Annotated in this window: 24 protein-coding genes and 6 tRNA genes; 14 read left to right on the top strand and 16 right to left on the bottom strand. The window is 69.0% G+C overall.

Annotation, left to right across the window (positions count from 1 at the left end; translation table 11 throughout):
* Positions 1 to 11: 11 nt before the first annotated feature.
* From ACFVYE_RS23275 to ACFVYE_RS23245, 7 genes are all read right to left on the bottom strand, one after another.
* Positions 12 to 623, bottom strand: coding sequence for a response regulator (locus tag ACFVYE_RS23275; RefSeq protein WP_383966148.1), 612 nt, complete (start codon positions 621 to 623; stop codon positions 12 to 14).
* Positions 620 to 1867: a sensor histidine kinase gene (locus tag ACFVYE_RS23270; RefSeq protein ID WP_383966182.1), complete on the bottom strand. Its 1248-nt coding sequence runs from the start codon at positions 1865 to 1867 to the stop codon at positions 620 to 622. The genes ACFVYE_RS23275 and ACFVYE_RS23270 overlap by 4 nt, the downstream gene beginning before the upstream one ends.
* A 19-nt stretch (positions 1868 to 1886) precedes the next feature.
* Positions 1887 to 2657, bottom strand: coding sequence for an ABC transporter permease (locus ACFVYE_RS23265; RefSeq protein ID WP_389607165.1), 771 nt, complete (start codon positions 2655 to 2657; stop codon positions 1887 to 1889).
* Positions 2654 to 3691 (bottom strand): ABC transporter ATP-binding protein, encoded by a 1038-nt coding sequence (locus ACFVYE_RS23260; RefSeq protein ID WP_389607163.1) that lies wholly within the window; start codon positions 3689 to 3691, stop codon positions 2654 to 2656. The genes ACFVYE_RS23265 and ACFVYE_RS23260 overlap by 4 nt, the downstream gene beginning before the upstream one ends.
* A gap of 154 nt (positions 3692 to 3845) precedes the next feature.
* A tRNA-Gly gene (locus tag ACFVYE_RS23255) sits at positions 3846 to 3918 on the bottom strand.
* A gap of 97 nt (positions 3919 to 4015) precedes the next feature.
* Positions 4016 to 4087, bottom strand: a tRNA-Gly gene (locus ACFVYE_RS23250).
* Positions 4088 to 4272: 185 nt separating this feature from the next.
* The gene (locus ACFVYE_RS23245; protein ID WP_383966155.1) at positions 4273 to 4608 is read right to left on the bottom strand and encodes an Lsr2 family protein; all 336 of its coding nucleotides are present in this window, start codon (positions 4606 to 4608) and stop codon (positions 4273 to 4275) included.
* A 383-nt stretch (positions 4609 to 4991) separates the two neighbouring features.
* On the opposite strand from ACFVYE_RS23245, the gene purS reads away from it, so the two are divergent.
* Genes purS through purL form a run of 3 tightly spaced genes read left to right on the top strand, consistent with a single transcriptional unit; the run spans position 4992 to position 8175 of the window.
* Entirely contained in the window at positions 4992 to 5252 is a 261-nt protein-coding gene (gene purS, locus ACFVYE_RS23240; protein WP_176729353.1) for a phosphoribosylformylglycinamidine synthase subunit PurS, read from the top strand.
* On the top strand, positions 5249 to 5929 hold the full coding sequence (purQ, locus tag ACFVYE_RS23235) for a phosphoribosylformylglycinamidine synthase subunit PurQ (protein WP_383966157.1): 681 nt from the start codon (positions 5249 to 5251) through the stop codon (positions 5927 to 5929). The genes purS and purQ overlap by 4 nt, the downstream gene beginning before the upstream one ends.
* The gene (purL, locus tag ACFVYE_RS23230; protein ID WP_383966160.1) at positions 5926 to 8175 is read left to right on the top strand and encodes a phosphoribosylformylglycinamidine synthase subunit PurL; all 2250 of its coding nucleotides are present in this window, start codon (positions 5926 to 5928) and stop codon (positions 8173 to 8175) included. Before purQ ends, purL begins: the two co-directional genes overlap by 4 nt.
* A gap of 443 nt (positions 8176 to 8618) precedes the next feature.
* On the opposite strand, the gene ACFVYE_RS23225 is transcribed toward purL, so the two are convergent.
* Entirely contained in the window at positions 8619 to 8846 is a 228-nt protein-coding gene (locus ACFVYE_RS23225; protein ID WP_383966162.1) for a hypothetical protein, read from the bottom strand.
* A 102-nt stretch (positions 8847 to 8948) separates the two neighbouring features.
* Between ACFVYE_RS23225 and ACFVYE_RS23220 the strand changes: the two genes are divergently transcribed.
* From ACFVYE_RS23220 to purM, 5 genes are all read left to right on the top strand, one after another.
* On the top strand, positions 8949 to 9587 hold the full coding sequence (locus ACFVYE_RS23220) for a TetR/AcrR family transcriptional regulator (RefSeq protein ID WP_389607160.1): 639 nt from the start codon (positions 8949 to 8951) through the stop codon (positions 9585 to 9587).
* A 71-nt stretch (positions 9588 to 9658) separates the two neighbouring features.
* The gene (locus ACFVYE_RS23215; RefSeq protein WP_383966168.1) at positions 9659 to 10459 is read left to right on the top strand and encodes a sterol carrier family protein; all 801 of its coding nucleotides are present in this window, start codon (positions 9659 to 9661) and stop codon (positions 10457 to 10459) included.
* Positions 10460 to 10497: 38 nt separating this feature from the next.
* Complete coding sequence (locus ACFVYE_RS23210; protein ID WP_389607157.1) at positions 10498 to 11319, top strand: META domain-containing protein; 822 nt, start codon at positions 10498 to 10500, stop codon at positions 11317 to 11319.
* A 463-nt stretch (positions 11320 to 11782) separates the two neighbouring features.
* Complete coding sequence (purF, locus tag ACFVYE_RS23205) at positions 11783 to 13309, top strand: amidophosphoribosyltransferase (protein ID WP_383966174.1); 1527 nt, start codon at positions 11783 to 11785, stop codon at positions 13307 to 13309.
* A gap of 60 nt (positions 13310 to 13369) precedes the next feature.
* On the top strand, positions 13370 to 14443 hold the full coding sequence (purM, locus tag ACFVYE_RS23200) for a phosphoribosylformylglycinamidine cyclo-ligase (RefSeq protein ID WP_383966176.1): 1074 nt from the start codon (positions 13370 to 13372) through the stop codon (positions 14441 to 14443).
* Between the two features lie 174 nt (positions 14444 to 14617).
* Here purM and ACFVYE_RS23195 read toward each other — a convergent pair whose 3' ends face one another.
* On the bottom strand, positions 14618 to 14875 hold the full coding sequence (locus ACFVYE_RS23195; RefSeq protein ID WP_030929682.1) for a DUF3073 domain-containing protein: 258 nt from the start codon (positions 14873 to 14875) through the stop codon (positions 14618 to 14620).
* A gap of 312 nt (positions 14876 to 15187) precedes the next feature.
* Positions 15188 to 16279 (bottom strand): Leu/Phe/Val dehydrogenase, encoded by a 1092-nt coding sequence (locus ACFVYE_RS23190; RefSeq protein ID WP_383979360.1) that lies wholly within the window; start codon positions 16277 to 16279, stop codon positions 15188 to 15190.
* A gap of 176 nt (positions 16280 to 16455) precedes the next feature.
* Between ACFVYE_RS23190 and ACFVYE_RS23185 the strand changes: the two genes are divergently transcribed.
* Entirely contained in the window at positions 16456 to 17301 is an 846-nt protein-coding gene (locus ACFVYE_RS23185) for a hypothetical protein (protein ID WP_383979363.1), read from the top strand.
* A 523-nt stretch (positions 17302 to 17824) separates the two neighbouring features.
* Positions 17825 to 18031, top strand: coding sequence for a developmental transcriptional regulator BldC (gene bldC / locus ACFVYE_RS23180; RefSeq protein ID WP_003949541.1), 207 nt, complete (start codon positions 17825 to 17827; stop codon positions 18029 to 18031).
* A gap of 513 nt (positions 18032 to 18544) precedes the next feature.
* Here bldC and ACFVYE_RS23175 read toward each other — a convergent pair.
* The 3 genes from ACFVYE_RS23175 to hrpA form a co-directional block, all read right to left on the bottom strand.
* Positions 18545 to 18787, bottom strand: a complete 243-nt coding sequence (locus tag ACFVYE_RS23175) for a DUF6274 family protein (RefSeq protein ID WP_383979365.1) — start codon at positions 18785 to 18787, stop codon at positions 18545 to 18547.
* Between the two features lie 137 nt (positions 18788 to 18924).
* Positions 18925 to 18999, bottom strand: a tRNA-Asp gene (locus ACFVYE_RS23170).
* A 115-nt stretch (positions 19000 to 19114) separates the two neighbouring features.
* Positions 19115 to 23035, bottom strand: coding sequence for an ATP-dependent RNA helicase HrpA (gene hrpA, locus ACFVYE_RS23165; RefSeq protein WP_389607154.1), 3921 nt, complete (start codon positions 23033 to 23035; stop codon positions 19115 to 19117).
* Between the two features lie 155 nt (positions 23036 to 23190).
* Between hrpA and ACFVYE_RS23160 the strand changes: the two genes are divergently transcribed.
* Genes ACFVYE_RS23160 through ACFVYE_RS23150 form a run of 3 tightly spaced genes read left to right on the top strand, consistent with a single transcriptional unit; the run spans position 23191 to position 25329 of the window.
* The gene (locus tag ACFVYE_RS23160; protein ID WP_383972605.1) at positions 23191 to 23625 is read left to right on the top strand and encodes a hypothetical protein; all 435 of its coding nucleotides are present in this window, start codon (positions 23191 to 23193) and stop codon (positions 23623 to 23625) included.
* A gap of 58 nt (positions 23626 to 23683) precedes the next feature.
* A complete protein-coding gene (locus ACFVYE_RS23155) occupies positions 23684 to 24484 on the top strand; it encodes a DsbA family protein (RefSeq protein WP_383972603.1) in 801 nt (266 codons plus the stop codon).
* Positions 24481 to 25329, top strand: a complete 849-nt coding sequence (locus ACFVYE_RS23150; protein WP_389607151.1) for a cytochrome c biogenesis CcdA family protein — start codon at positions 24481 to 24483, stop codon at positions 25327 to 25329. Before ACFVYE_RS23155 ends, ACFVYE_RS23150 begins: the two co-directional genes overlap by 4 nt.
* A gap of 38 nt (positions 25330 to 25367) precedes the next feature.
* Here ACFVYE_RS23150 and ACFVYE_RS23145 read toward each other — a convergent pair.
* From ACFVYE_RS23145 to ACFVYE_RS23135, 3 genes are all read right to left on the bottom strand, one after another.
* A tRNA-Phe gene (locus tag ACFVYE_RS23145) sits at positions 25368 to 25444 on the bottom strand.
* A 22-nt stretch (positions 25445 to 25466) separates the two neighbouring features.
* Positions 25467 to 25541: transfer RNA gene (locus ACFVYE_RS23140), tRNA-Asp, on the bottom strand.
* Between the two features lie 38 nt (positions 25542 to 25579).
* A tRNA-Glu gene (locus ACFVYE_RS23135) sits at positions 25580 to 25652 on the bottom strand.
* Positions 25653 to 25992: 340 nt separating this feature from the next.
* Here ACFVYE_RS23135 and ACFVYE_RS23130 point away from each other — a divergent pair.
* Entirely contained in the window at positions 25993 to 26343 is a 351-nt protein-coding gene (locus tag ACFVYE_RS23130) for a metallopeptidase family protein (RefSeq protein ID WP_030929660.1), read from the top strand.
* The last annotated feature ends 24 nt before the right edge of the window (positions 26344 to 26367 follow it).

Below are 26367 nucleotides of genomic sequence, written 5' to 3'. Positions count from 1 at the left end.
CGCGATGACCACTATACCCATCCGCGCTCGCGTGCGAGACGCACCGCCGCATGACGGTTCTCCGCGCCCAGCTTCGAGGCGGCCGCCGAAAGGTAGTTCCGCACGGTTCCCTGCGACAGCGACGCCCGCTCCGCGATCTCCGCGACCGGCGCCCCGTCGGCCGCCAGCTCCAGCACCTCGGCCTCGCGCGCCGTCAGCGGCGAGTCCCCGGCGGAGATCGCATCGGCCGCCAACTCCGGGTCCACATAACGGTTTCCGGCGTGCACGGTACGGATGATCCCGGCCAGCTGCCGGGCGCTGACGGTCTTCGGCACGAAGGCCCGCACGCCTGCCGCGAGTGCCCGCTTCAGATGTCCCGGCCGGCCGTGACTCGTCACGATCATCGTCCGGCAGCCGGGCAGTTCGGCCCGCAGGGATGTGGCAACACTCACACCGTCGGCGCCCGGCATCTCCAGATCGAGGACCGCCACATCGGGACGATGGGCCCGCGCCATGGCCAGCGCCTCCGGACCGGTCGCCGCCTCCGCGACCACCACGAGGTCGTCCTCCAGGGCGAGGAGTGCGGCCAGCGCGCCCCGGATCAGATGCTCGTCGTCGGCGAGCAGCACCCGTACAGCCGTCATCGTCGTTCCTCCTGAAGAGCAAGAGCCGTGCGCGACCGCGGCAGCGGGATCGTGGCCGTCAGCCGGAACAGCCCGTTTTCCGCCGGACCTGCGTCCAGTGAACCGTCGAGTGCGTGAAGCCGCTCCCGCAGCCCGGCCAGTCCGGAGCCGCCCGGCCCGGCGACGGCCTGCGGTGCCCCGTCGTTCTCCACATCCAGCACCACCGCGTCCGCCGAAGCGCGCAGCCGGATCGTGCAGTGCCGCGGATCGCCGTGCCGCAGCACATTGGTCGCCGCCTCCCGCACCACCCAGCCGAGCGCCGACTGCACGGGCGCCGGCAGCGGACCGCCCTCGTGGCCCTCCACCGCGCACTCGATCCCGGCCGCCCGCAGCACGCTCTGCGCGCCCACGAGTTCGGTACTCAGATCGGCCTCCCGGTATCCACGTACGACATCGCGCACCTCCTGCTGGGAGGCGCGGGCGATGCGCATCACCTCGACCATCTGGTCCACCGCCGCCGGCTTGCCGCGCTGGGCAAGCTCCACCGCCAGCTCGCTCTTCAGCGCGATCACGGCCAGATTCCGGCCCAGGACGTCGTGCATGTCCCGGCCGAACCGCAGCCGCTCCTCGGCGACCGCCAGCCGCGTCTCCACGTCCTGCGCCTCACGGAGCTTGAACATCACGCCCAGCGACCAGGCGGACATCCGCGTGGTGACGGACATTATTCCGCCGCCGAACGCCGTGGCGACGAACGCAGACGCCACCGACGCACCGCCGCCACCGAGCAGATCCACCACGGCGCACACCCCGACAGCGACGACGAGCTGCTGAAGCAGTGCCACCCACTTCTGGACGAAGAGTGCGAACGCGCAGGAGAAAGGCACCACGCAGGCGCTGAGCACAAGCTCCAGCTGCGGGAATTCACGCACGCCGGTGAACGAGGCGAGGGCCAGCACCGCCGCCGCGTTCGCCACCAGCAGTACGGCTCCGACGGCGACCAGCCGCCGGTCCACGGTTCCCCGGCCCAGATACTCCTTGAGCCCCCCGGCGGTCAGCGCCGTCCCGCAGACCCCCTGGGCGACGGCGAGGAGGATCGCTGCGGCGATCAGCACCGCGGGCGCCGTGGCACGCACGGGCCGTGTCACCGGCATCAGGGTCTGCACCACCGCCGCGCACCACACCAGGCTGTACAGCGTGCCGCGCGTATACAGGTCGATCTTGTCGAAGCCGCTGCGGCCGCGCCAGCCCCGTACCCGCCACTGCATCCGCACGGCACAACCCTCCTCAGCGTCGAGGTTCCCAGCGGAACCACCGCTGCACAGCAAACAGGGCGAGCACCGTCCAGGCCAGCGCGGTCAGCCCCGCCCCGAGCAGGTCATGCCCGTCCGCCCCGCCGAGCCAGCCCGCCCGTACGAGCGTCATCACCCCGGTCACCGGCAGCAGTTCGCACACGGACGCCACCCGGTCCGGCAGGATCTCCAGCGGCACGAAGATCCCGGAGCCCATCATCGAGACGAGGAACAGCGGCAGCGTGGTGATCTGCGCCGTCTGTACGGTCCGGGTCACCGCGGACGTGGCGGCGGCCAGCGCCGCCAGCAGCACCACACCCAGCAGCAGCCCCGCGACGAGCAGGTCGGGCCGCTCGGGCGCACCGAGACCGAAGAGGACCGCACCGGCCAGGACCACCAGCACCGCCTGCGCCAGCGCCAGCGCGACCGACGGAAGCGCGGTCCCGGCGAGGATCTCCCGGTCGGCGATCTCGCCGGTACGCAGCCGCTTCAGCACCAGGTCCTCGCGCCGCGCCACATAGGCGGCGACCAGGTTCATGTACACGACCTGCATCAGCACCATGCCGATGCCGCCGGTGAGCGCCGCCCCGGCCACGGTCAGCCCGGTCCCGCCCAGATCGACCTGTTCCAACGTCGACTTCATGGCCGCGACCATGGCCAGGGGCACCAGCAGCGCGACGAAGACCGCCGTCCTGTTCCGGGCGAGCAGGGTCAGCTCGGCCCGCCCGAGAGCGTTCAGCCGCCCGGACATCGTTGTGCTCGTCATGCGGCAGCCACCTTCTCCGACTCCGACGCGCTCTGCGCGATATCGAGAAATGCTTCTTCGAGCGAGGCCGACCGGGCATCGAGCCCGAGCAGCGTCACATCGGACTCCCGGGCCCAGAGCAGCAGTTCACTCAGTGCCTCCTGCAGCCGGTGGGTGCGGATCTCGACCCTGCGCCCCTCGGCGGCTGCTTGCAGCGGCAGCGGAAGCCATGCCGCCGGGACTCCTTCGGGCAGCTCGAACCGGATTCGGGCGGGGCGGGCCGCCGTCACCTCGGCGGTGGTACCCGCCGTCACGATCCGCCCCCGGTGCATGATCGCCAGCCGGTCGGCGAGCGTCTCGGCCTCCTCCAGGTAGTGCGTGGTGAGCAGGACGGTGATCCCGCCGTCGCGCAGCGCCCGTACCAACTCCCAGGTGTCGCGCCGCCCCTCGGCGTCGAGCCCGGTGGTCGGCTCGTCCAGGAACAGCACCTCGGGCCGGCCGAGCAGGGCCAGTGCGAGGTCGAGGCGGCGCCGCTCGCCGCCGGAGAGCTGCTTGACCCGTACGCGCGCCCGGTGGGTGAGCCCGACCAGGTCCAGCGCCTCACCGGTCGGCCGGGCGCCGCTGGTGCAGCCCGCCCACATCCGTACGGTCTCGGTGACCGTCAGCTCGGACGGGAAGCCGCCCTCCTGGAGCATCACCCCGATCCGCGGCCGGACCGCGCCGCGCTCGCGGTACGGGTCGTGGCCGAGCACCCGCACCGTGCCGCCGTCGGGCCGGGCCAGGCCCTCCAGCAGTTCGACGGTGGAGGTCTTTCCGGCGCCGTTCGTACCGAGCAGGGCGAAGAGTTCGCCGCGAGCCACCGAGAAGGAGACACCGGTCACGGCCTCGAAGCCGCCGGCATAGCGCCGCCGCACACCGCTCGCCTCGATCACGGGATCGATCACGGGGTCGGTCGCGGAAACGATCTCGGAGTGCGTCGTGAAACCGGTCGCGGGATCGTCCGTGTCCGCCACGGCGCCGCCCGCACGGTCGCTGGGAATGTCGTCGCTGGTCATGCCTACAGATTTCCGCCGGATCGTCGCCGCGAGCAGTGCGAGCTGTCACCACTGCTCATGACAAACGTCATGAGCATGAGGCGAGGAGCGCGGACGGGAATACGACGAAGGCCCTGGTCGATATCGACCAGGGCCTTCGAACAAACCGATCAAGAGCGGACGACGAGATTCGAACTCGCGACCCTCACCTTGGCAAGGTGATGCTCTACCAACTGAGCCACGTCCGCATTGCTGCCGCTCATTGTACCCCCTTGAGGGGATTCATCGGGCGGTGCGAGCAACACTCTACCCGAACCACTGAAGTGGTCGATAAGAGCGATGCAGAGCGGGTGACAGGAATTGCACACTGCGCCTTCCCCCTGGAAGGGGGATGTTCTGCTACTGAACTACACCCGCACGCTGCGTGAGGTTCGGCTTTGCGGCCTTGCCCCTCGGCGTGCTCCAGACTTTAGCCGACCTGCAGGGGTGTAGCGCAAGTCGGTGGCCGCGGGGTGTCGCCGAGAGGTGCGCCGGAGCGTTGGCGAGCGCTCACCGGCCGGACCCGGCGACCGGTCCGGGCGATCCGGCCGCGGGCCGGGTTCTCAACTGGCTTCGCGGAACGCCTCGTAGACCTTCTTGGGGATCCGGCCGCGGGCCGGCACCTCCATCCGGTGGGAGCGGGCCCAGGCACGCACGGCCGCCGGGTCGGGTGCGAGTGAGGTGTGCCGGTACGACACAGGGGTCTTGCCGTGCTTACCGGCATTTGTCTGCTTTCGACCGGCCGCCATGTACGGCGCCAGGACCTTGCGCAGTTTCTTTGCATTGGACGGATTGAGGTCGATCTCGTACGACTTCCCGTCCAGGGCGAAGGTAACCGTTTCCGCCGCTGCTCCCCCGTCGATGTCGTCGGAGAGCGTGACCACTACGCGCTGAGCCACGGATATCGGTCCTTTCCTACGGCATCGGCGCGTCTGACATGCGCTGATGCCGGCCTTCCGGCTGTTAGGCGGATGCGAGTCGACCGGTGTCGACTGTTTAGGGGCAATGCTGCATTCCCCGGTAATCATTTGTACAGCGGTGGGTGCCGCATTGTGAAGCCCAGCCAATTACCTCCGCGTGTCAGCCTTCTATGTGTGCTGCCGGTGAGGATTTTTTTTGCAGGACTTTCCCCATGTGTTGTCACGGCCGATATCTGGGCGTGATCAAGGGCGCTCGATATCTACCCGCGTAGAATTTCTGGCCAGGTAGGCTGAGGGGACCTGCGGGGGTCTGGGGAGCCCCCCGGAGAAACAGCCGCACCACACCACCACCGGGAGTGCCAGTGGCACGCGTCGTAGTCGACGTCATGCTCAAGCCCGAGATCCTCGACCCGCAAGGACAGGCGGTGCAGCGTGCACTGCCCCGTCTCGGCTTCGAGGGAATCGCGGACGTACGTCAGGGAAAGCGTTTCGAGCTCGAGGTCGAGGGGCCGGTCGACGACGCCGCCCTCAGCCGCATTCACGAGATGGCCGAGACTTTCCTCGCCAACACCGTCATCGAGGACTTCACCGTGAAGGTGGAGAAGGCCGAGGAGTCGAAGTGACTGCTCGTATCGGAGTCGTCACCTTTCCCGGCACGCTCGACGACAAGGACAGCCTGAGGGCCGTACGGGTCGCGGGCGCCGAACCCGTATCGCTGTGGCACCGCGACAAGGACCTGCACCAGGTCGACGCGGTCGTCCTGGCGGGCGGCTTCTCCTACGGCGACTATCTGCGGGCCGGAGCCATCTCCCGCTTCTCGCCGGTCATGGAGACGATCATCGAACAGGCCAGGGCAGGGATGCCGGTCCTCGGTATCTGCAACGGCTTCCAGATTCTGACCGAGGCGCATCTGCTGCCCGGCGCGATGCTGCAGAACAACCACCTGCACTTCATCTGCCGCGACCAGAAGCTGCGTGTCGAGAACGCGGAGACGGCCTGGACCTCGGACTACTCCGCGGGCCAGGAGATCTCCGTACCGCTCAAGAACATGGACGGGCGTTACGTCGCCGACGAGCGCGTCCTGGACGAGCTGGAGGCGGAGGGCCGCGTCGCCTTCCGCTACCTGGACGTGAACCCCAACGGTTCGCTGCGCGACATCGCCGGCATCACCAACGCCGCGGGCAATGTCGTCGGTCTGATGCCGCACCCGGAGCACGCCGTCGAGCCGCTGATCGGAACCGGTCGCACCGACGGCCTCGGTTTCTTCACCTCGATCATCAAGAAGCTGGTCAACGCATGAGCCTGGATACGGTCAAGCACGCGGCCGAGACCCCGGACGTCGCGCAGCCCTGGAAGGAGCTCGGCCTCAAGGAGGACGAGTACGCCCGGATCCGCGAGATCCTGGGCCGCCGTCCCACCGGCGCCGAGCTCGCCATGTACTCCGTGATGTGGTCCGAGCACTGCTCGTACAAGAGCAGCAAGGTCCACCTCAAGCAGTTCGGCGAGAAGGTCCCGGCCAACGACGCGATGCTCGTCGGCATCGGTGAGAACGCCGGTGTGGTCGACGTCGGTCAGGGTTACGCGGTCACCTTCAAGGTCGAGTCGCACAACCACCCCTCGTACATCGAGCCCTACCAGGGCGCGGCCACCGGCGTCGGCGGCATCGTCCGCGACATCCTCGCCATGGGTGCCCGCCCGGTCGCGGTCGTCGACCCGCTGCGCTTCGGCGCGGCCGACCACCCCGACACCAGGCGGGTCCTGCCCGGCGTCGTCGCGGGCATCGGCGGGTACGGCAACTGCCTCGGTCTGCCGAACATCGGCGGCGAGGTCGTCTTCGACGCCTGCTACCAGGGCAACCCGCTCGTCAACGCCGGCTGCATCGGCGTGATGAAGCACGAGGACATCCACCTCGCCAAGGCCTCCGGCCCCGGCAACAAGGTGATCCTCTACGGCGCCCGCACCGGCGGCGACGGCATCGGCGGCGTCTCGGTCCTGGCCTCGGAGACCTTCGAGTCGACCGGCCCGGCGAAGCGTCCGGCGGTCCAGGTCGGCGACCCGTTCCAGGAGAAGCTCCTGATCGAGTGCACCCTGGAGATCTTCGGCGAGAAGCTCGTCGCCGGTATCCAGGACCTCGGCGGTGCGGGCCTTTCCTGCGCCACCTCGGAGCTGGCCTCCGCGGGCTCCGGCGGTATGCGCGTCGAGCTGGACACCGTGCCGCTGCGCGACTCCTCCCTCTCGCCCGAGGAAATCCTCATGAGCGAGTCGCAGGAGCGCATGTGCGCGATCGTCGAGCCGCAGCACGTCGAGCGTTTCCTGGAGATCTGCGAGAAGTGGGACGTCATCGCCACCGTCATCGGTGAGGTGACCGAGGGCTCGCAACTGGAGATCTTCTGGCACGGCGAGCAGATCGTGGACGTGCCGCCGCGGTCCGTCGCCCACGAGGGTCCGACGTACCACCGCCCGTTCGCCCGCCCGTCCTGGCAGGACGCGCTGCAGGCCGACGACGCGGGCAGGCTGGCCCGTCCGGCGAACGGCGCCGAGCTGCGCGAGCAGGTCCTCAAGCTGGTCGCCTCGCCGAACCAGGCGTCGAAGTCCTGGATCACGGATCAGTACGACCGGTTCGTGCAGGGCAACACCGTGCTCGCGATGCCCGAGGACGCCGGCATGGTCCGGATCGACGAGAAGTCGAACCTGGGCGTGGCCATGGCGACCGACGGCAACGGCCGGTACGCCAAGCTCGACCCGTACACCGGTGCGCAGCTGGCGCTGGCGGAGTCGTACCGCAATGTCGCCGCCTCCGGCGCCAAGCCGCTCGCGATCTCGGACTGCCTGAACTTCGGTTCGCCCGAGGACCCGGACGTCATGTGGCAGTTCGCCGAGGCCACCCGTGGTCTCGCGGACGGCTGCCTGGAGCTCGGCACCCCGGTCACCGGCGGCAACGTGTCGCTGTACAACCAGACCGGTGAGACGGCGATCCACCCGACGCCGGTCGTGGCCGTGCTCGGTGTGATCGACGATGTCACCCGGCGTACGCCGGTCGCCTTCGCGGAAGAGGGTCAGCTCCTCTACCTGCTGGGCGACACGCGCGAGGAGTTCGGCGGTTCGGCCTGGTCCGAGGTCATCCACGGTCACCTGGGCGGCATGCCGCCCAAGGTCGACCTGGGCCGCGAGAAGCTGCTCGGCGAGATTCTGATCTCGGCTTCCCGCGACGGCATGATCGACGCGGCGCACGACCTCTCCGACGGCGGTCTGATCCAGGCGGTCACCGAGTCCTGCCTCCGTGGCGGGAAGGGTGCCCGGCTGGTCGTGCCGGACGGTCTGGACGCGTTCACCTTCCTCTTCTCCGAGTCGGCGGGGCGCGCGGTCGTCTCCGTTCCGCGCAGCGAGGAGCTCCGCTTCAACGACATGTGCGGGGCGCGGGGACTGCCCGTCACCCGGATCGGTGTCGTGGACGGCGAGGAGATCGAGATCCAGGGCGAGTTCAGCATTCCGCTGAGCGAGCTGCGCACGGCGCACGAGGAGACCATTCCGGCTCTGCTCGCCTGACGCCTGATCCCGTTCGAGGACGGCCCCGCCCGGTTCATGGGCGGGGCCATCCTTGTTCCGTCAGGTTCGGCGGGTCCGGAGCTCCGGGAATTCCGCCGAGCCGCATGTGCATTCCCTGCTGATGGACTATCGGGGTGCGGACGTGGGCAGCCCGCGGAATTCCGTTCAGCCGGTGAGGGAGCGATGTTCCGGTGAATCGGCAGGCATTCACCTTCGGCCCTGCTGGTGGGCGTGGCCGGTCGGCCGATGGTGCTTGTCGTGCCGCCCGGCCCGTGGGCCGCGTACACCCGGCTGAGTACGGTGCCGAAGGCGGCCGCGCCCGGTGCACCGCCGAGGGCCTGGAGAAACCGGACCCCGGTGGTGACCACGCCCAATTGGTGGGCCGGGGCGGTGTCCTGGATCAGCTGGATCAGCTGGCCCATGCTGTCAGAAGCCGATGCCCATCAGCAGCATGGCGGCGCGGACCGATCGTCCAGAGGCCGGTGCCCGTGGAGAGCGTGGCGAGCAGTGCCAGGGCGGCGGACGCGCAGACCGTACCGCTGACGGCAAAGGCAGCCGTACCGCAGCTCACGGACCTTGAACAGGGAGAGCGGAAGCACCGGTTCGGCCGCGGTGGCCTGGCGCCGCTGGAAGAGCGCGAATGCGCCGACGGTCATCACGATCAGGCTCACGATCGGCAGCGCAGTGCTGCCGCGGCCGCACCACCATGCCACGAAAATGTGGCAGGTCAATATTTAATCTAAGTATAATCTTCATCCTGGTACAGTGATGCCATGACTGAGGGGATGAGCCTGCGCGAGCGCAAGAAGCTCCGGACGCGTCACCGTCTGCTGACCGCGGCCACCGAGCTCTTCGCCGAGCGCGGCTTCGACAAGGTCTCGGTCGCCGAGATCGCCGAGGCGGCCGAGGTGTCGAAGATGACCGTCTTCAACTACTTCGCAGGCAAGGAGGACTTGGTCCTCGCTCCAATGGAGGAGCACATCGGTGATGTCGCGCGGGTGGTACGGGACCGGGGCCCCGGCGAGTCCGCGGCGGCCGCCGTCCGGCGTCAGTTCCTGGCCGCCATCGAGGCCCTTGACCCCTCCGTCGGGTTGAGCGACGCGCCGGTGGTGCTCGGGCTGCGCCGGCTGATCCAGGAGACCCCGGCGCTGCTCATCCGGGCCCACGCGCTCTCCATGCGCTCCTTCGACCTGCTCGCCGATGTCCTGGTCGAGGAGGGGGAGGAGCCGTCCATCGCCCGGATCGCGGCCGCCCAGCTGATCGCCACCCGCAACGCCCTCATCTCCGCGAATCAAATGCGGCTGCTGGCGGGGGAGCCGGCGGAAGCGGTGGCGCCGGATGCCGTCGCGCTCGCCGAGCGCGGTTTCGATCTGCTCGACAAGGGCCTGGGCGACTTCGCGACCAGGCCCTGAGGCAGCCGGTCCGACAGGGCTCGGGGCCTGTCCCACCCTGAGCCGCCGGACACCCCTTAGGCTCCTGGACCATGCCGCCGTCCCAGAAACGAGCCCGCCGCTACGACCCGGTCAGGACCCGCACAGCGGTCCTGGCGCAGTTCGCCCATGTCCGGGAAACCGTCCGCACCCTGACGCCCGAACAGCTCGCGCTGCCGACCCGGCTCGGGGACTGGACCGTGCGTGAACTGGCCGTCCATCTGACCATGGCGCTCTCGCACGTCACGCGGAATCTGGAGCTGCCCGAACCCGCCTCGCCCAAGCCCGATCTGACGCTCCTCGAATGGCCGTTCTCGACCGCGGACCGGGCCGGGCGCATCGCCGACGACACCAAGGCGCTCGCCGCGGACCGTCCGGACCTGGACGCGCTGTACGGGGAGGTTGCCGGGCGGTTCGAGGAGCTGGTGTCCGACGCTCCGGAGGACCGGCTGCTGCCGACCCGGGTCGGCGCGATGCGGCTGGCCGACTACCTGGTCACCCGCACCGTCGAACTCGTCGTGCACACCGACGATCTGAACGAGGCGGCCGGCCTCGGTATCCCGTACGACCGGCAGGCGCTCGCCGCCTGCACCCGGCTGCTCGCCGACGCCCTCGCGGAGAAGGCACCGGGCGGCTCGGTCGAGGTGCGCGTCCCGCCGTTCGCCGTCGTCCAGTGCGTCCAGGGCCCCAAGCACACGCGCGGTACGCCGCCCAATGTCGTCGAGACCGATCCGCTCACCTGGATCCGGCTCGCCACCGGGCGTACGGAGTGGGCCCAGGAGCTCGACGCGGCGAAGGTCGGCGCCAGCGGTGAGCGGGCCGATCTCGCCGCGCTGCTGCCCCTGATGGGGTGAGAGGGGAACCGGACGACTGCCCGGACCGTCCCAGGGCCATGCGGAAACAAGGTACGGCCGTCGGAGCCCTGGCCCTCCTCGCCCTGGCCGCCTGCGGAACGGAGACGGGAGCAGGGGCAGGTTCGGGGTCCGGTTTTGGCGGTGGCGCCATGCGGACCGATCTGCCCGTCATCGGTGTCCGCTGGGGCGTCGAATCGGTGACGGTCGACGGGAAGCGGACCGCCGCCCCCTCCGGCGCCCATGTCGAGATCGACTCCAAGGGCCGGGCCACCGGGAACTACGGCTGCAACCACTTCACCGCCGATGTACGCATCGACGGCGAGACGATCACGGTCGGGCCGGGCACGAGCACCTCGATGGCCTGCGAGAAGGACGTCCAGCGGTTCGAGGCGGCCATGTCCGGCGCGTTCAGCGGCGAACTCACCGCGGCCGTGGCGAAGAAAACTCTCACCCTGACCGCGGAGAACGGCGACTCCGTCGCCCTCACGGCGCAACAGCCGGCCCCGCTCACCGGCACCACCTGGACGGTCACCACCCTGGTCTCCGGCACGGTCGCCTCGTCGCTGCCCGCTGGTGCGCAGGAGAAGGCGCAACTGAGCTTCGGCAAGGACGGCTCCGTACAGGGCACCCTCGGCTGCAATCGGTTCCGCGGCACCGCGGCGGTCTCAGGTTCCACCATCACGTTCGGCCGGATCGACGGCACCAAGATGATGTGCCCGGCCCCCCGGATGAAGCTGGAGCGCGAACTGCTCGCGATCCTGGACGGCAGGACGACGTACCGGATCGATCACCGCGCCCTGTCCCTCACTGCGGAGAACGGCAAGGGACTCGGCGCATCGGCCACCGGGACAAGGGGCTGACTCGGAAACCCGTCGGGTACGGCAGCAGGCCGGCGTCCGTCGGCAGACGGCGCGGACCCCCGGACCGGCGCCCGTAACTCACCGCGGGCTTCGCGGCGCCGCCTCGGCCGAGGCTTCCGAGAAGCCGCATACCGGGCTCCCAGGTGTGAGGCTCACCACGAAACGGACGTTCGGCTGGACTCCGCGCCAGAGCATCGATCGACTCACCGAGCGCCACCATTCGGACCGGCTGCCCCCCATGCCCCGAGTGGCCGGAACTAGCCGGTAACCGGCCGCTGGTCCGGGCGACCGCCGCCCTGTGGCCGGTCCGCACCCCGTCCCCCACCCCACCGCGACCCGGAGACGATCACTCCGAGTGACTGCCCGAACCGGCCTGCGAACCGCCCCTGGGAGCGCTTCCCCGGTGCTCGGGCCCGGTATCCCGAATTCGGACCAGTGGTCGATCTCGCCTACACTCGGTGGCGTGCCCCGTGGTGATGGACGACTCAACCACGACCTGCTCCCCGGAGAGAAAGGCCCCCAGGACGCTTGTGGCGTCTTCGGTGTCTGGGCTCCGGGTGAAGAGGTCGCCAAGCTCACCTATTTCGGACTGTATGCCCTGCAGCACCGTGGACAGGAGTCCGCGGGCATCGCAGTGAGCAACGGGTCCCAGATCCTGGTCTTCAAGGACATGGGACTGGTCTCGCAGGTCTTCGACGAAACGTCTCTGGGATCTCTCCAGGGCCATATCGCGGTCGGTCATGCCCGCTACTCCACCACCGGTGCCTCGGTGTGGGAGAACGCGCAGCCGACGTTCCGTGCGACCGCGCACGGCTCGATCGCCCTGGGTCACAACGGCAACCTGGTCAATACGGCCCAGCTCGCCGAGATGGTCGCCGACCTTCCCCGCAAGGACGGCCGCGCCACCCAGGTCGCCGCGACGAACGACACCGATCTGGTGACCGCGCTGCTCGCCGGCCAGACCGATGAGGACGGCAAGCCACTCACCATCGAGGAGGCCGCCGCAAAGGTGCTCCCCGATGTGAAGGGCGCCTTCTCCCTCGTCTTCATGGACGAGCACACCCTTTACGCCGCCCGCGACCCGCAGGGCATCCGCCCGCTGGTCCTCGGCCGGCTGGAGCGCGGCTGGGTGGTGGCCTCCGAGTCCGCCGCCCTCGACATCTGCGGTGCCAGCTTCGTCCGCGAGATCGAGCCGGGCGAGCTCGTCGCCATCGACGAGAACGGCCTGCGCACCTCGCGCTTCGCGGAAGCGAAGCCCAAGGGCTGTGTCTTCGAGTACGTCTATCTGGCCCGCCCCGACACCGACATCGCCGGGCGCAACGTCTACCTCTCCCGTGTGGAGATGGGCCGCAAGCTGGCCGCCGAGGCCCCCGTCGAGGCCGATCTGGTCATAGCGACTCCGGAGTCCGGCACCCCCGCCGCCATCGGTTACGCGGAGGCCAGCGGCATCCCGTTCGGCGCCGGACTGGTGAAGAACGCCTATGTCGGCCGGACCTTCATCCAGCCGTCCCAGACCATTCGCCAGCTGGGCATCCGCCTCAAGCTGAACCCGCTCAAGGAAGTCATCAAGGGCAAGCGCCTCGTGGTCGTCGACGACTCGATCGTCCGCGGCAACACCCAGCGCGCACTGGTCCGGATGCTCCGCGAGGCCGGTGCCGCCGAGATCCACATCCGGATCTCGTCCCCGCCGGTGAAGTGGCCCTGCTTCTTCGGCATCGACTTCGCGACCCGCGCCGAGCTGATCGCCAACGGCATGTCCGTCGACGAGATCTGCACGTCGATGGGCGCCGACTCGCTCGCGTACATCTCGCTCGACGCGATGATCGAAGCGACGACGATCGCCAAGCCGAACCTGTGCCGCGCCTGCTTCGACGGTGAGTACCCGATGGAGCTGCCGGACCCGGAGCTGCTCGGCAAGCAGCTGCTGGAGACCGAGCTGGCGGCAGGCCCTGCGGCAACCGCCGCGTCCGACGCACTGCGTCGTCCGTGACGGCCCAGCCGTACCCCTCTGGCCACCAGCCCCGTATTTCCACACGAAAGATCCCAGGCAATGTCTGAGACAACAGGTGCTTCCTACGCGGCAGCGGGCGTCGACATCGAGGCCGGCGACCGTGCCGTCGAGCTGATGAAGGAGTGGGTGAAGAAGACGCAGCGCCCCGAGGTCGCGGGCCTCGGCGGCCTCGGCGGTTTCGCCGGACTCTTCGACGCCTCGGCCCTCAAGCGTTACGAGCGTCCGCTGCTCGCCTCCGCCACCGACGGCGTCGGCACGAAGGTCGACCTCGCCCGCAAGATGGGCGTGTACGACACCATCGGCCACGACCTCGTCGGCATGGTCGTCGACGACCTGGTCGTCTGCGGTGCCGAGCCGCTCTTCATGACCGACTACATCTGCGTCGGCAAGGTGCACCCCGAGCGTGTCGCGTCCATCGTGAAGGGCATCGCCGAAGGCTGTGTCCTCGCCGGCTGCGCCCTGGTCGGCGGCGAGACCGCCGAGCACCCGGGCCTCCTCGGGCCGGACGACTTCGATGTTGCGGGCGCCGGTACGGGCGTGGTCGAGGCCGACCATCTGCTCGGCCCGGAACGTATCCGTAAGGGTGACGTCGTGATCGCCATGGCGTCGTCCGGCCTTCACTCCAACGGGTACTCGCTCGTCCGGCACGTGGTCTTCGACCGGGCCGGCTGGGCGCTGGACCGCGAGGTCGAGGAGTTCGGGCGGACGCTCGGCGAGGAGCTCCTGGAGCCCACCAAGATCTATTCGCTGGACTGCCTGGCTCTCACCCGTACGACCGAGGTGCACGGCTTCAGCCACGTCACCGGCGGCGGCCTCGCCAACAACCTGGCCCGGGTCATCCCGGACGGACTGCACGCCAGGGTCGACCGTTCCACCTGGATGCCCGGCGCGGTCTTCGACCTGGTCGGCAAGGCGGGTCAGGTCGAGCAGCTGGAGCTGGAGAAGACGCTGAACATGGGCGTCGGCATGATCGCGATCGTCCCGGAGCAGTCCGTGGACGTCGCCCTGACGACGCTGGCCGACCGCGGGGTCGATTCCTGGGTCGCGGGCGAGATCACGGAGCGCGGGGCGCACACCTCGGGCGCCGAGCTGGTGGGCGGCTACGCGCGATAGGCACGGGCGGCCACACCGGGGCACCCGGTGACCGCTTCGTCCTCGGTCGCCGGGGTCTTTGACCCGTCCGGCGATCGAGGACACCGAAGCCCGCCTGAGCAGCCGGACCGGATCGGGGTAGCACAGAACCCGGTCCGGGACAGGCCCGGACCGGGTTGATGTGTCAGCGCGAGGTCAAGCGCCGCGGCGCTGTGACGACGGACCGGACTGATCGTCCTCGTCCTCGTCCTCGTCGTCGTTGTACAGATCCGCGTACTGTGCGTACGGGTCATCTTCCTCGTCGTCGTCCTCGAACGGCTCTGCGTTCGGTGGTTGACTCGAAGGCGATGCGCCCAGCTCATTGGCCAGACGCGACAGGTCAGTCCCGCCGCTGCTGTACTTCAGCTGGCGGGCGACCTTTGTCTGCTTGGCCTTTGCCCGGCCGCGCCCCATGGCTCGACCCCCTCGGTGACGGGGCTCGACGGCCCCAGAGTCTTGACACGCGTTCATGTTTCAGGACGGACTCTCGGTAGAGAGACCGTGCCCGTAGGGCTTTAACGGTACCTGCTTCCGCGGCCATACGGTACGCCGCCCGCATCACGTGCCCCGGAAGAGGACCGGCGAGAAGCCCCGTCCTCGCTGGTCAACTGCGATTTTAACCTCTTCTTGGCATGCGACCCGCCGACCGGCGTGAGTCTTGTCTCGCCGGTCGGCGGGTCCGCAGGCAGCAAGGGGCGTAAACGCCGGGTGATGCCCCCGCGACCGTCAGCTACGGCGTGCTTCGGCCATCCGCTGCTCGGCGATCCGGTCGGCCGCAGCGGCCGGCGGAATGCCGTCATCCTTCGCACGTGTAAATATGGCGAGCGTGGTGTCGAAGATCTTCGACGCCTTGGCCTTGCACCGGGCGAAGTCGAACCCGTGCAGCTCGTCGGCGACCTGGATGACACCGCCCGCGTTCACCACATAGTCGGGTGCGTACAGGATCGACCGGTCCGCGAGGTCCTTCTCGATGCCGGGGTGCGCGAGCTGGTTGTTGGCCGCGCCGCACACCACCTTGGCGGTCAGTACCGGAACGGTGTCGTCGTTCAGCGCGCCGCCGAGCGCGCACGGGGCGTAGATGTCGAGTCCCTCGGTACGGATCAGCGCCTCGGTGTCCGCGGCGACGGCGACCTCGGGGTGCTCATCGGTGATGCGGCGGACGGACTCCTCCCGCACATCCGTGATCACGACCTCCGCGCCGTCCGACAGCAGATGCTCGACGAGGTGGTGTCCGACCTTGCCGACGCCGGCGACCCCCACTTTTCGGCCACGCAGCGTCGGGTCGCCCCAGACGTGCTGGGCGGAGGCCCGCATGCCCTGGAAGACGCCGAACGCGGTGAGGACCGAGGAGTCGCCGGCGCCGCCGCTCGAAGGGGAGCGGCCGGTGGTCCACCGGCTCTCGCGGGCGACGATGTCCATGTCGGCGACATACGTGCCGACGTCGCAGGCGGTCACGTAGCGGCCACCGAGCGAGGCCACGAACCGGCCGTACGCCAGCAGCAGTTCCTCGCTCTTGATCTTCTCCGGGTCGCCGATGATGACGGCCTTGCCGCCGCCGTGGTCGAGGCCGGCCATGGCGTTCTTGTACGACATACCGCGCGAGAGGTTCAGCGCGTCCGCGACGGCCTCCTCCTCGGAGGCGTACGGATAGAAGCGGGTGCCGCCGAGGGCCGGGCCCAGAGCGGTGGAGTGGATGGCGATGACGGCCTTGAGGCCGCTGGCACGGTCCTGGCAGAGCACGACTTGCTCGTGGCCCCCCTGATCCGAGTGGAACAGGGTGTGCAGTACATCGCCAGGCGCGCCGGTCACATCGGTCACTGTGGTGACTCCCAAGTACGAAGCGGCGGAGGACCCTCCTGAAGGTGGGGAGGGCCGCGGACCGGCCGGCACGGCCGGTCCGACTGGGCAAGAGCGTAAGTCCTACGCGGACGTAGATCTGTTCCAGTGCCGAGGATCACCCCCCGGCGGAGTACGGGCATGACACGATTTGCTGCATGTCGGTGGTGTCTTCAGTGCTCGTCCCTTACGCGTCCTACCTCCGGGTGTACGAGCCGCTGGCCGCCTTCCCGGAGCCCGAACGCGGCCACTGGGCCCGTTACGCAGGGCGTTCCCGTATCCCGACGGCCCAGGACGAACTGCGCCGTTCGCTCGCCGACTTGGTGGCCACACCGCCGGTCGGCGTGCCGGTGCACGAGAGCGGGGACGCGTTCGTAGCCGAGATGGACGGCGTGGTGTGCGTCTGCCCGTGGCGGACCAGGCTGCGCGGCTGGCTGGCGCTGGACGAGCTGATGGAGATGTTCCCCGGGCCGGTTCTCGACGCGGTGCTGCCGCCGGTGGTGCGCGGGCAGGCCGTCGCGGACCACGAGCGGTGGGCGGAGCGCAATCCGGACGCCAGGCCCTGGATCCTCACCTCGGTGTGGCAGGTCCCGGTGCGCTGGTTCGTGCTCTTCGCCGACGAGGAGCGGGAGTACGCGGAGGCGGGCGAGGGCGGGGAGCCGCCCGTGCTGCGCTACCGGACGCCGATGGTCCAGGCCCGGCGCCGGCTGGCCCGGGCGCTGAAGACACTGCGGGAGGCCCTGGACGAAGGGCCTCTGACCGAGGGGCTCGTGGACGTGGGGCGCTGGCTGGAGGAGTTCCATCCGCGCGCACTGGTCGAACTGGACTACGCAGGTCTGGTGCACGCACTGCCGGCGGCACAGCTCGCCGGGGACCGCTCGGCCGCCGATGTGGCCGAGGGCATCGCGGCGCTGCAGGCCGGCGACGCCGAAGGGGCGAGTGAGGCGTACGGGCGGCTGGCGGAGCGCTGGCGGGCGGTAAGGGATCGTCAATTCGCGAACTGACAAGGCCTCATCCGCGTCTGAACCTGTGACCCGTGTGGCACGTGAGGATGAAGAGGCGGAAGCGTACCTCGGTGGTCCTAGGACCTACGTCCCGAACCGGGCCTTTGCCTCAAGCGTGACGGATAGCACTAACTGGGCCCTTGCGCCCTTCCCCACTCCTCGTGCCAAAATAGGACAAGGAGTCCGGGGAGGGCTCCTTCCGTCCAACTAGGGGCGGATTGCTCTGCATTGCACGCTATGGGGGGTCTGATGGCTCCTGATCGCTCTGTGACTGATCGTCACGGTGGTGTGACTGTCCGCTATGGCATGGTCCATCGGCTTCCGTCGCTGATGAACACCTGGGAGGGCAATTCCATCGGTTTGGCCGACGTGGCTGGACGGATGGTGTAGTTGTAGTGCCGAGGACAAGCCGTTCGTCCTATAACCGACTCGGCCCGCGTCCGCCATTTCGGGCAACGCGGGTCAAGGTGCAGAATTTAGAGGAAAGAACCGAGATGGTTCGGTTCTCCCGAGGAGGCCGCTCATGACCGCTCGCACCCCTGATGCCGAGCCGCTGCTGACCCCGGCTGAGGTTGCCACGATGTTCCGCGTGGACCCGAAGACGGTTACCCGCTGGGCAAAGGCGGGCAAGCTCACGTCCATCCGCACGCTCGGTGGACATCGCCGGTACCGCGAGGCAGAGGTCCGCGCACTGCTTGCGGGTATTCCGCAGCAGCGCAGCGAGGCCTGACACACCCCCTGTCGCCGCGTCATAACTGGGCTTCCGGGTCCCCCAACCCGTACAGGCCCACCCATAGCTCCAAATGACGGGCGCCCGCCCCAACGGGCGCCATACCTGTGCAATACGGGTGCGTCGTTCGATCGCGCTGGACTCCGCCGGGTCCAGCGCGATCTTTTTTGTGCTCTCAGGGACCGGAGACCTTCCCCGATCGCGCCGCCCCGGTCGGCTCGGACGTCGCTGAAAACCGGGCGTCCGGTTGGCTCCGGCCGGGCTGCCGTGCGAGCTTGCGCGGGTCTGTGCGGGACTGTTCCCACCCGTCCCGGGGAAGCCGGGCCGGGGCGGTTCGAAGGTCCCGAGGCGCTCCCGCCCGAGTGGTGCAATTGCACATATTAAATTCGCCAGTTGTAGGAAGGGTGTAAAGTCACCCCTTCTCAAAACTCATTCGGTGACTCCCGTCACACTGCATGAGCCTTGCCAAGTACGAGCCTGCCACCTTCAGGAAGCGGAATGCCGCGCCATTGGTCACCTGGTCGAAGGACTTTCGTCCCGGGTCTCCTGGTCTTCCAGGGTGCCGTCCAGGCGCCCCGCGCACAGGATCGGCGGTTCGGGCCGGGAAGCGGCCCGGGAGGCCGCCACGGGCTCCATGGCGAGCCGCAGGAGCCGATGGCAGATCGGGCAGTGGTGAGTGAGGTGGCGGTAGCCGGAAGCGGCGGCCAGGTGGGCGCGCAGGAGTGCGCGGGTCTCGTGCCCAGCGGACACAGTCATACGTGCCACCTCCCGGTGGACTGCCGCCCCGCGCCGGGGAACAGGGGCAGCCCCTGCTGTCTGAGTACTCGTCGGCAGTTGCCGGAGTCAAGACGCACGAAAGCCCGGATCCAGAAGGATCCGGGCTTTCGTTACTGCGGTCCTGACGGGATTTGAACCCGCGGCCTCCACCTTGACAGGGTGGCGAGCACTCCAAACTGCTCCACAGGACCAGGTTTTCGCGGCTGCCTTGCGGCTGGCTGCGAAGACAGACTCTACAGCAGGTCAGAGGGTCTGGTCGACCTCACCGAAGGTGGTGGTTCCGTTACGGCTCCGACCGGGGCCGTCTCATGGGGCCGCCGCGTCGATCGCCTTCACGATCCGCTTGTCGGAAACGGGGTAGGCCGTCCCCAGGGCGTGCGCGAAATAGCTGACCCGGAGCTCCTCGATCATCCAGCGGATGTCCAGGACCTCCTGCGGAACGGGCCTGCCCCGCGGCATCTGTTCGAGCAGCCAGGCGTACTCGTCCTGCATCTCGTGGACCTTCTCCATACGCGTGGTGTCGCGCTGGACGGCCGTCGGCATCTGCTGGAGCCGGCGGTCCACGGCGACCAGATAGCGCATCAGGTCGGGCAGTCGGCGCAGCCCGGTCGCGGTGACGAAGCCCGGCGGCACGAGGGCCGCGAGCTGGTCCCGTGCATCGGTGACGTTGTTGACCAGGACGAGGCTGTTGGTGGCCTTCAGACGCCGCTCGCAGGCCTGCCAGGCGGCCAGTACCTGCTGCACCTGCTTGACCGTGTGCTCGGTCAGCGCCACGAGGTCGGCGCGCACCTTGTCGTACAGCTTGCGGAACGATTCCTCGTCCCAGGCCGGGCCGCCGTGCGCACCGATCAGCCGGTCGGCGGCCGCAGTCGCGCAGTCCTCGAAGAGCGCCTGGATGGAGCCGTGCGGATTGCGGGAAAGGGCCAGCTTCTGCTGGTTCGTCAGCTTGTCCGAGGCGAACTTCGCCGGGTTCACCGGGACGTTCAGCAGGATCAGCTTCCGGGTGCCGCGCCACATCGCCTGCTGCTGCTCGGCCTCGGTGTCGAAGAGCCGTACGGCCACTGTCTCGCCCTGGTCGACGAGAGCCGGGTACGCCTTGACCGGCTGGCCGGCCCGGCGGGTCTCGAAGACGCGGTTCAGGGTGCCGATCGTCCAGTCCGTGAGGCCCGAACGCTCGATGGACTCGCCCGAGGGCCCCGCAATGGCCGCAGCGGCCTTGGAGAGGGCCTGACGGGCCTTGGGGCGCAGCTGGAGCTTCAGCGCCTCAAGGTCCTTGTCCTCGGCCACCTTGCGGCGCCGCTCGTCGACGATCCGGAAGGTGATCTTCAGATGGTCCGGGATACGGGTCAGGTCGAAGTCGTCGGCGCCGACCGGGACGCCGACCATGCGCTGGAGCTCCCGGGCCAGTGTGACCGGCAGCGGCTCCTGGAGGGGGACCGCCCGGTCCAGGAACTTGCCCGCGTAGTTCGGCGCGGGGACGTAGTGCCGGCGGATCGGCTTGGGCAGCGAGCGGATCAGCTCGGTGACCACTTCCTCGCGCAGGCCCGGGATCTGCCAGTCGAAGCCCTCGGCGGTGACCTGGTTGAGCACCTGGAGCGGGACGTGGACGGTCACACCGTCCGCGTCCGCACCGGGCTCGAACTGGTACGTCACCCTGAACTTGAGCTTCCCCTGCCGCCAGGAGTCGGGGTAGTCGTCCTTGGTGACGGCCCCGGCCTTCTCGTTGATGAGCATCGAGCGCTCGAAGTCCAGCGCGTCCGGCTCGTCGCGGCGCTTGTGCTTCCACCAGGAGTCGAAGTGCGCCCCGGAGACCACATGATCGGGGATGCGCTGGTCGTAGAAGTCGAAGAGCGTCTCGTCGTCCACGAGGATGTCGCGGCGCCGCGCGCGGTGCTCGAGCTCCTCGACCTCGCCGAGGAGCTTGCGGTTGTCGTGGAAGAACTGATGGTGCGTCCGCCAGTCGCCCTCGACCAGGGCGTTGCGGATGAACAGGTCGCGGGAGGTCTCGGCGTCGATCCGGCCGAAATTGATCTTGCGCTGGGCGACGATCGGTACGCCGTACAGCGTGACCCGCTCGTACGCCATCACCGCCGCCTGGTCCTTCTCCCAGTGCGGTTCGCTGTAGGTGCGCTTCAGCAGATGCTGGGCCAGCGGCTCGATCCACTCCGGCTCGACCTTGGCGTTGACCCGCGCCCACAGCCGGGACGTCTCGACCAGCTCGGCCGACATCACGAACCGCGGCTGCTTCTTGAAGAGCGCAGATCCGGGGAAGATCGCGAACTTGGCGCTGCGGGCCCCCAGGTACTCGTTCTTCTCGGTGTCCTTCAGCCCGATGTGCGAGAGCAGCCCGGCCAGCAGTGAGGTGTGCACCGACTGCTCGGGCGCGTCCTCCTCGTTCAGGTGGATGCCCATCTGCTTGGCGACGGTACGCAGCTGCGCGTAGATGTCCTGCCATTCGCGGATGCGCAGGAAGTTCAGATACTCCTGCTTGCACATCCGGCGGAAGCTGGACGAGCCGCGCTCCTTCTGCTGCTCGCGGATGTATCGCCACAGATTCAGGAACGCCAGGAAGTCGGAGGTCTCGTCCTTGAAGCGGGCGTGCTGCTGATCGGCCTGTGTCTGCTTGTCCGAGGGCCGCTCGCGCGGGTCCTGGATGGAGAGCGCGGCGGCGATCACCATGACCTCGCGGGCACAGCCGTTGCGCTCGGCCTCGATGACCATGCGGGCCAGGCGCGGGTCGACGGGCAGCTGCGAGAGCTTCCGGCCGAGCTGGGTGAGCCGCTTCTTCGGATCCTTTTCGTCCGGGTCGAGCGCACCGAGTTCCTGGAGGAGCTGAATGCCGTCGCGGATGTTGCGGTGGTCCGGCGGATCGATGAAGGGGAACTTCTCGATGTCGCCGAGGCCGGCCGCGGTCATCTGGAGGATGACGGAGGCCAGGTTCGTACGCAGGATCTCGGGGTCGGTGAACTCCGGACGGGTCAGGAAGTCGTCCTCGGAGTACAGCCGGATGCAGATGCCGTCCGATGTACGCCCGCAGCGGCCCTTGCGCTGGTTGGCGCTGGCCTGCGAGATCCGTTCGATCGGCAGCCGCTGGACCTTGGTGCGGTGGCTGTAGCGGGAGATCCGGGCGTTGCCCGGGTCGATCACGTACTTGATGCCGGGGACGGTCAGCGAGGTCTCGGCGACGTTGGTCGCCAGGACGATCCTGCGGCCCGTGTGGCGCTGGAAGACGCGGTGCTGCTCGGCGTGCGAGAGGCGGGCGTAGAGGGGGAGCACCTCGGTGTGGCGGAGGTTCTTCTTGTTCAGGGCGTCCGCCGTGTCGCGGATCTCGCGCTCGCCGGAGAGGAAGACCAGGACATCGCCGGGGCCCTCCGACTGGAGCTCGTCGACGGCGTCGCAGATCGCGGTGATCTGGTCGCGGTCGGAGTCGTCGCCCTCCTCTTCGAGGAGCGGGCGGTAGCGCACCTCGACCGGGTATGTACGCCCGCTGACCTCGACGATCGGCGCCTCGCCGAAGTGGCGCGCGAATCGCTCGGGGTCGATCGTCGCCGAGGTGATGACGACCTTCAGGTCCGGGCGCTTGGGCAGCAGCCTGGCCAGATAGCCGAGCAGGAAGTCGATGTTCAGCGACCGCTCGTGGGCCTCGTCGATGATGATCGTGTCGTACGCGCGCAGCTCGCGGTCCGTCTGGATCTCGGCGAGCAGGATGCCGTCCGTCATCAGCTTGACGAACGTCGCGTCGGGGTTCACCTGGTCGGTGAAGCGCACCTTCCAGCCGACCGCCTCGCCCAGCGGGGTCTTCAGCTCGTCGGCGACACGCTCGGCGACCGTACGGGCCGCGATCCGGCGCGGCTGGGTGTGCCCGATCATGCCCCGGACACCGCGCCCCAGCTCCATACAGATCTTCGGGATCTGCGTGGTCTTGCCGGAGCCGGTCTCCCCGGCGACGATCACGACCTGGTGGTCGCGTATCGCCTTCAGGATCTCGTCCTTCTTCTGGCTGACCGGGAGCTGTTCCGGGTACGACAGGGCGGGCATCCGCGTGGCACGCAGCGCGAGCCGCTCGGCTGCCTTTCCGGCCTCGGTGGCGATCTCGTCCAGCACGGTCTGCCGGGCCTCGGGCTTACGGATGCGGCGCGCCCCTTCGAGACGGCGGCCGAGCCGGTGTGCATCGCGGAGCGAGAGCTGTCCGAGCTGGGACTGGAGATCAGCGAAGGAAGTAGACATACGGAGCCCAGGATCTCACCCGGGCCCGAAGAACGGCGAACATATTTCGTGCGGTCCGGGTCACCACGTCGGCACTGCGCGGAAGCGCGGGATCACAGCACGTACCATTTCCGGCAGCTGACCACCCGTTGCCCCGTCCGGAAAGGCCGGTCGCCGTGTCCCGTACGCAGTGGTGCTGCCTGGTGGCGGTGCTCGCGGTCGCGCTGGGGCTGTTCTGCGGTCCGGCGACGGCTGCCGCGGGTGATGCAGGACGTACGGCGGTCGCGGCTGCTGAGGCCGGCGCCGAAAGGGCAGCCGCTTCGGCCACCCTCGGCAGGGATGTCGCGTCCATCGGCCCCGCCCCGGTCGCCGCGTCGGCGGTGGACGGGCACGGGGCCCCGGGGTGCGGCAAGAGCCGGAAGCACGAGGACGGCGAGCCCGCTCTGCCGGGCCGGGCCCGTGCGGCACACGACCAGGCGCCCGGTCTCGCCGGGTGGGGCCTGCCCGCCGCCACCGGACAGGGACCCGTCCGCCCGCCCGTACGGATAAAGCTGCGCGGCCCCGCGGCTGCCGCGCCCACTCCGGTCGAGCTCTCCGTACTGAGGGTGTAGACGGCCGCTCTTCCGACCGGCCGTCCTTTCCTCCCGTATCACCAGCACGGAGTCCCGCATGCCCAAGTCCACGTCCTCACGTACGCCGTCGTCCAGGAAGCCGCTGATCTACGGCGCCGGAGTCGTAGTCGCCGCAGTCCTGCTCGGCTTCGTCTCCTACCGGGCCACCGCCCCCGACCACTCGGCTTCTTCCTCTTCCTCCTCGTCGGTCGCCGATGTCACTGCGGACCCGGACACCGGCGTCTATCCGGAGCTGGCGAAGCTCGCTCGTCGCGACGCCGGTGACAAGCTCGCGCAGGGCAGGGTGGACGCGCCCGTCGTCCTCATCGAGTACGCCGACTTCAAGTGCGGCTACTGCGGCAAATTCGCCCGCGACACCGAACCGGCCCTGGTGAAGAAATACGTCGACAACGGCACCCTGCGCATCGAGTGGCGCAACTTCCCGATCTTCGGCGCCGAGTCCGAGGCAGCCGCCCGCGCCGCCTGGGCTGCCGGGCAGCAGGGCCGCTTCTGGCAGTTCCACCGTGCCGCGTACGCCGAGGGGGCCAAGGAGCAGGGGTTCGGCAAGGACCGGCTGAAGGCGCTCGCCCAGCAGGCCGGGGTCGCGGATCTCGACCGGTTCGTGCGTGACGCCGACAGCTCCGCCGCCTCCGCCGCGGTGGGCAAGGACCAGGAACAGGGGTACGGGATCGGTGCGACCTCCACCCCGTCGTTCCTGATCAACGGCCGCCCGATTGCCGGAGCCCAGTCGGTGGAGACCTTCACCCGGGCCATCGAGGCGGCGGCCGAGAAGGCCCGCAACACCGAGGACGCCAAGGGCGGCGAGGATGCCGAAGGCGCCGAGGGCAGCGCGAAATGACGGCTGACATCGGCTACTTCGCGGCCTTCCTCGGCGGGCTGCTCGCCCTGGTCAGCCCGTGCAGCGCGCTGCTGCTGCCCGCCTTCTTCGCGTACTCCATCGACTCCACCTCGCGGCTCCTGGCCCGCACCGGCATCTTCTACGCCGGTCTGGCCACCACCCTCGTCCCGCTCGGCGCCGCGGGCTCGTACGCCGGACGGCTCTTCTACAGCCACCGCGACGCGCTCGTCCTCGGCGCCGGGTGGCTGATCATCGCGCTCGGCATCGCGCAGATCGTGGGTCTGGGCTTCGCCTCGCGCCGGATCGCCGCACTCAGCGGCCGGATCCGCCCGACCACCGCCGCATCCGTCTATGCACTGGGCGCTGTATACGGACTGGCCGGTTTCTGCGCGGGCCCGATCCTCGGCAGCGTCCTCACCGTGGCGGCGGTCAGCGGCAGCCCGGTCTACGGCGGACTGCTGCTCGCCGTCTACGCCCTCGGCATGGCGGTCCCGCTCTTTCTGCTCGCGCTGCTCTGGGAACGCTTCGACCTGGGCCGACGGGCCTGGCTGCGCGGTCGCACCTTCCGGCTCGGCCGCTTCGAGCTGCACACCACGACGCTGCTGTCGGGGCTTTTCTTCATCGGCCTCGGCGCGCTGTTCCTCGCGTACGACGGGACGACGGCGCTGCCCGGACTGCTGGACGTGGACGAGTCGTTCGCCGTCGAGCAGTGGGCCCAGCGCATCGGAGAGCATGTGCCGGACGCCATGGCGCTGGTGGCCGCGGTCGCGGTGGTGCTGCTCGTTCTGGCGGTACGGGCGTGGCGTGGCCGGGGCGTGAACTCGGCGGACCGGGAACAGGCCTGACACGGCGAAGGCCCCGTCCATCGGACGGGGCCTTCGGGTGGTGGCTGGGGCCGGGATCGAACCGGCGACCTATCGCTTTTCAGGCGATCGCTCGTACCAACTGAGCTACCCAGCCACGCAGCTCATAAGGGCTGCAGCGGTCCTGACGGGATTTGAACCCGCGGCCTCCACCTTGACAGGGTGGCGAGCACTCCAAACTGCTCCACAGGACCAAGCTTTTGTGCGACTAAGTGTCGCACAAGGTGGTGCGTGCCCCCAACGGGATTCGAACCCGTGCTACCGCCTTGAAAGGGCGGCGTCCTGGGCCACTAGACGATGAGGGCAGAACTGCTAGTGCTTCTGCTTCTGCGTCTGTCGCCCGAGGGGACGTGAGAAGCATGTGACTCCGCTTTCCCCCGAGAGGTTCCGCTTCTCCTTCAACCTCTAGGGTCTCAGAACGGTCAAGCCCTGACCGGCGCCCTTGGGCACGTCGGAGACTGTACTACGGCGTTTCGGCGTCAGCCAAACCGAATAGGCGAAGGGGTCGCTCCGGCCGGGTTCTCCTCCGGCAGATGGCGGATGACCTCGGCCGTCGTGGGGCCAGGACCGCCCGGGGCGATCTCGGCCCGGCCTGTGGGCGGTGGCGACCGGGCCCGGCGCGTGGCCGTACGGGACAATGGCGGGGTGCTGGAGATGACGCGCGAAGAGTTCGAAGAACTGGTCGCCGAGGCGCTGGACCGGATCCCGCCGGAGCTGACGCGGCTGATGGACAACGTCGCGGTGTTCGTCGAGGACGAACCCGACCCGGGCGATCCGGAGCTGCTCGGGCTCTACGAGGGGACGCCACTGACCGATCGCGGTGAGTGGTACGCGGGGGTGCTGCCGGACCGGATCACCATCTACCGCGGGCCGACGCTGCGGATGTGCGAGTCGCGCGAGGACGTCGTCGCCGAGACCGAGATCACGGTCGTCCATGAGATCGCCCATCACTTCGGCATCGATGACGAGAGGCTGCACGCGCTCGGTTACGGATGAGCGCGCGAGCGCCGTGCGGGTGGC

Origin of the sequence: Streptomyces sp. NPDC058239, assembly GCF_042882185.1 — a bacterium.
Lineage (GTDB): Bacteria > Actinomycetota > Actinomycetes > Streptomycetales > Streptomycetaceae > Streptomyces.
Note: the sequence above shows the minus strand (reverse complement) of the source record. Positions and strands in the feature narration are given on the sequence as shown.

Coding starts and splice junctions, on each gene's coding strand:
- ACFVYE_RS23275 (WP_383966148.1), bottom strand. CDS start 623: ATGACGGCTGTACGGGTGCTGCTCGCCGACGACGAGCATCTGATCCGG.
- ACFVYE_RS23270 (WP_383966182.1), bottom strand. CDS start 1,867: ATGCAGTGGCGGGTACGGGGCTGGCGCGGCCGCAGCGGCTTCGACAAG.
- ACFVYE_RS23265 (WP_389607165.1), bottom strand. CDS start 2,657: ATGACGAGCACAACGATGTCCGGGCGGCTGAACGCTCTCGGGCGGGCC.
- ACFVYE_RS23260 (WP_389607163.1), bottom strand. CDS start 3,691: ATGACCAGCGACGACATTCCCAGCGACCGTGCGGGCGGCGCCGTGGCG.
- purL (WP_383966160.1), top strand. CDS start 5,926: ATGAGCCTGGATACGGTCAAGCACGCGGCCGAGACCCCGGACGTCGCG.
- ACFVYE_RS23220 (WP_389607160.1), top strand. CDS start 8,949: ATGACTGAGGGGATGAGCCTGCGCGAGCGCAAGAAGCTCCGGACGCGT.
- ACFVYE_RS23215 (WP_383966168.1), top strand. CDS start 9,659: ATGCCGCCGTCCCAGAAACGAGCCCGCCGCTACGACCCGGTCAGGACC.
- ACFVYE_RS23210 (WP_389607157.1), top strand. CDS start 10,498: ATGCGGAAACAAGGTACGGCCGTCGGAGCCCTGGCCCTCCTCGCCCTG.
- purM (WP_383966176.1), top strand. CDS start 13,370: ATGTCTGAGACAACAGGTGCTTCCTACGCGGCAGCGGGCGTCGACATC.
- ACFVYE_RS23195 (WP_030929682.1), bottom strand. CDS start 14,875: ATGGGGCGCGGCCGGGCAAAGGCCAAGCAGACAAAGGTCGCCCGCCAG.
- ACFVYE_RS23185 (WP_383979363.1), top strand. CDS start 16,456: ATGTCGGTGGTGTCTTCAGTGCTCGTCCCTTACGCGTCCTACCTCCGG.
- bldC (WP_003949541.1), top strand. CDS start 17,825: ATGACCGCTCGCACCCCTGATGCCGAGCCGCTGCTGACCCCGGCTGAG.
- ACFVYE_RS23175 (WP_383979365.1), bottom strand. CDS start 18,787: ATGACTGTGTCCGCTGGGCACGAGACCCGCGCACTCCTGCGCGCCCAC.
- hrpA (WP_389607154.1), bottom strand. CDS start 23,035: ATGTCTACTTCCTTCGCTGATCTCCAGTCCCAGCTCGGACAGCTCTCG.
- ACFVYE_RS23155 (WP_383972603.1), top strand. CDS start 23,684: ATGCCCAAGTCCACGTCCTCACGTACGCCGTCGTCCAGGAAGCCGCTG.
- ACFVYE_RS23150 (WP_389607151.1), top strand. CDS start 24,481: ATGACGGCTGACATCGGCTACTTCGCGGCCTTCCTCGGCGGGCTGCTC.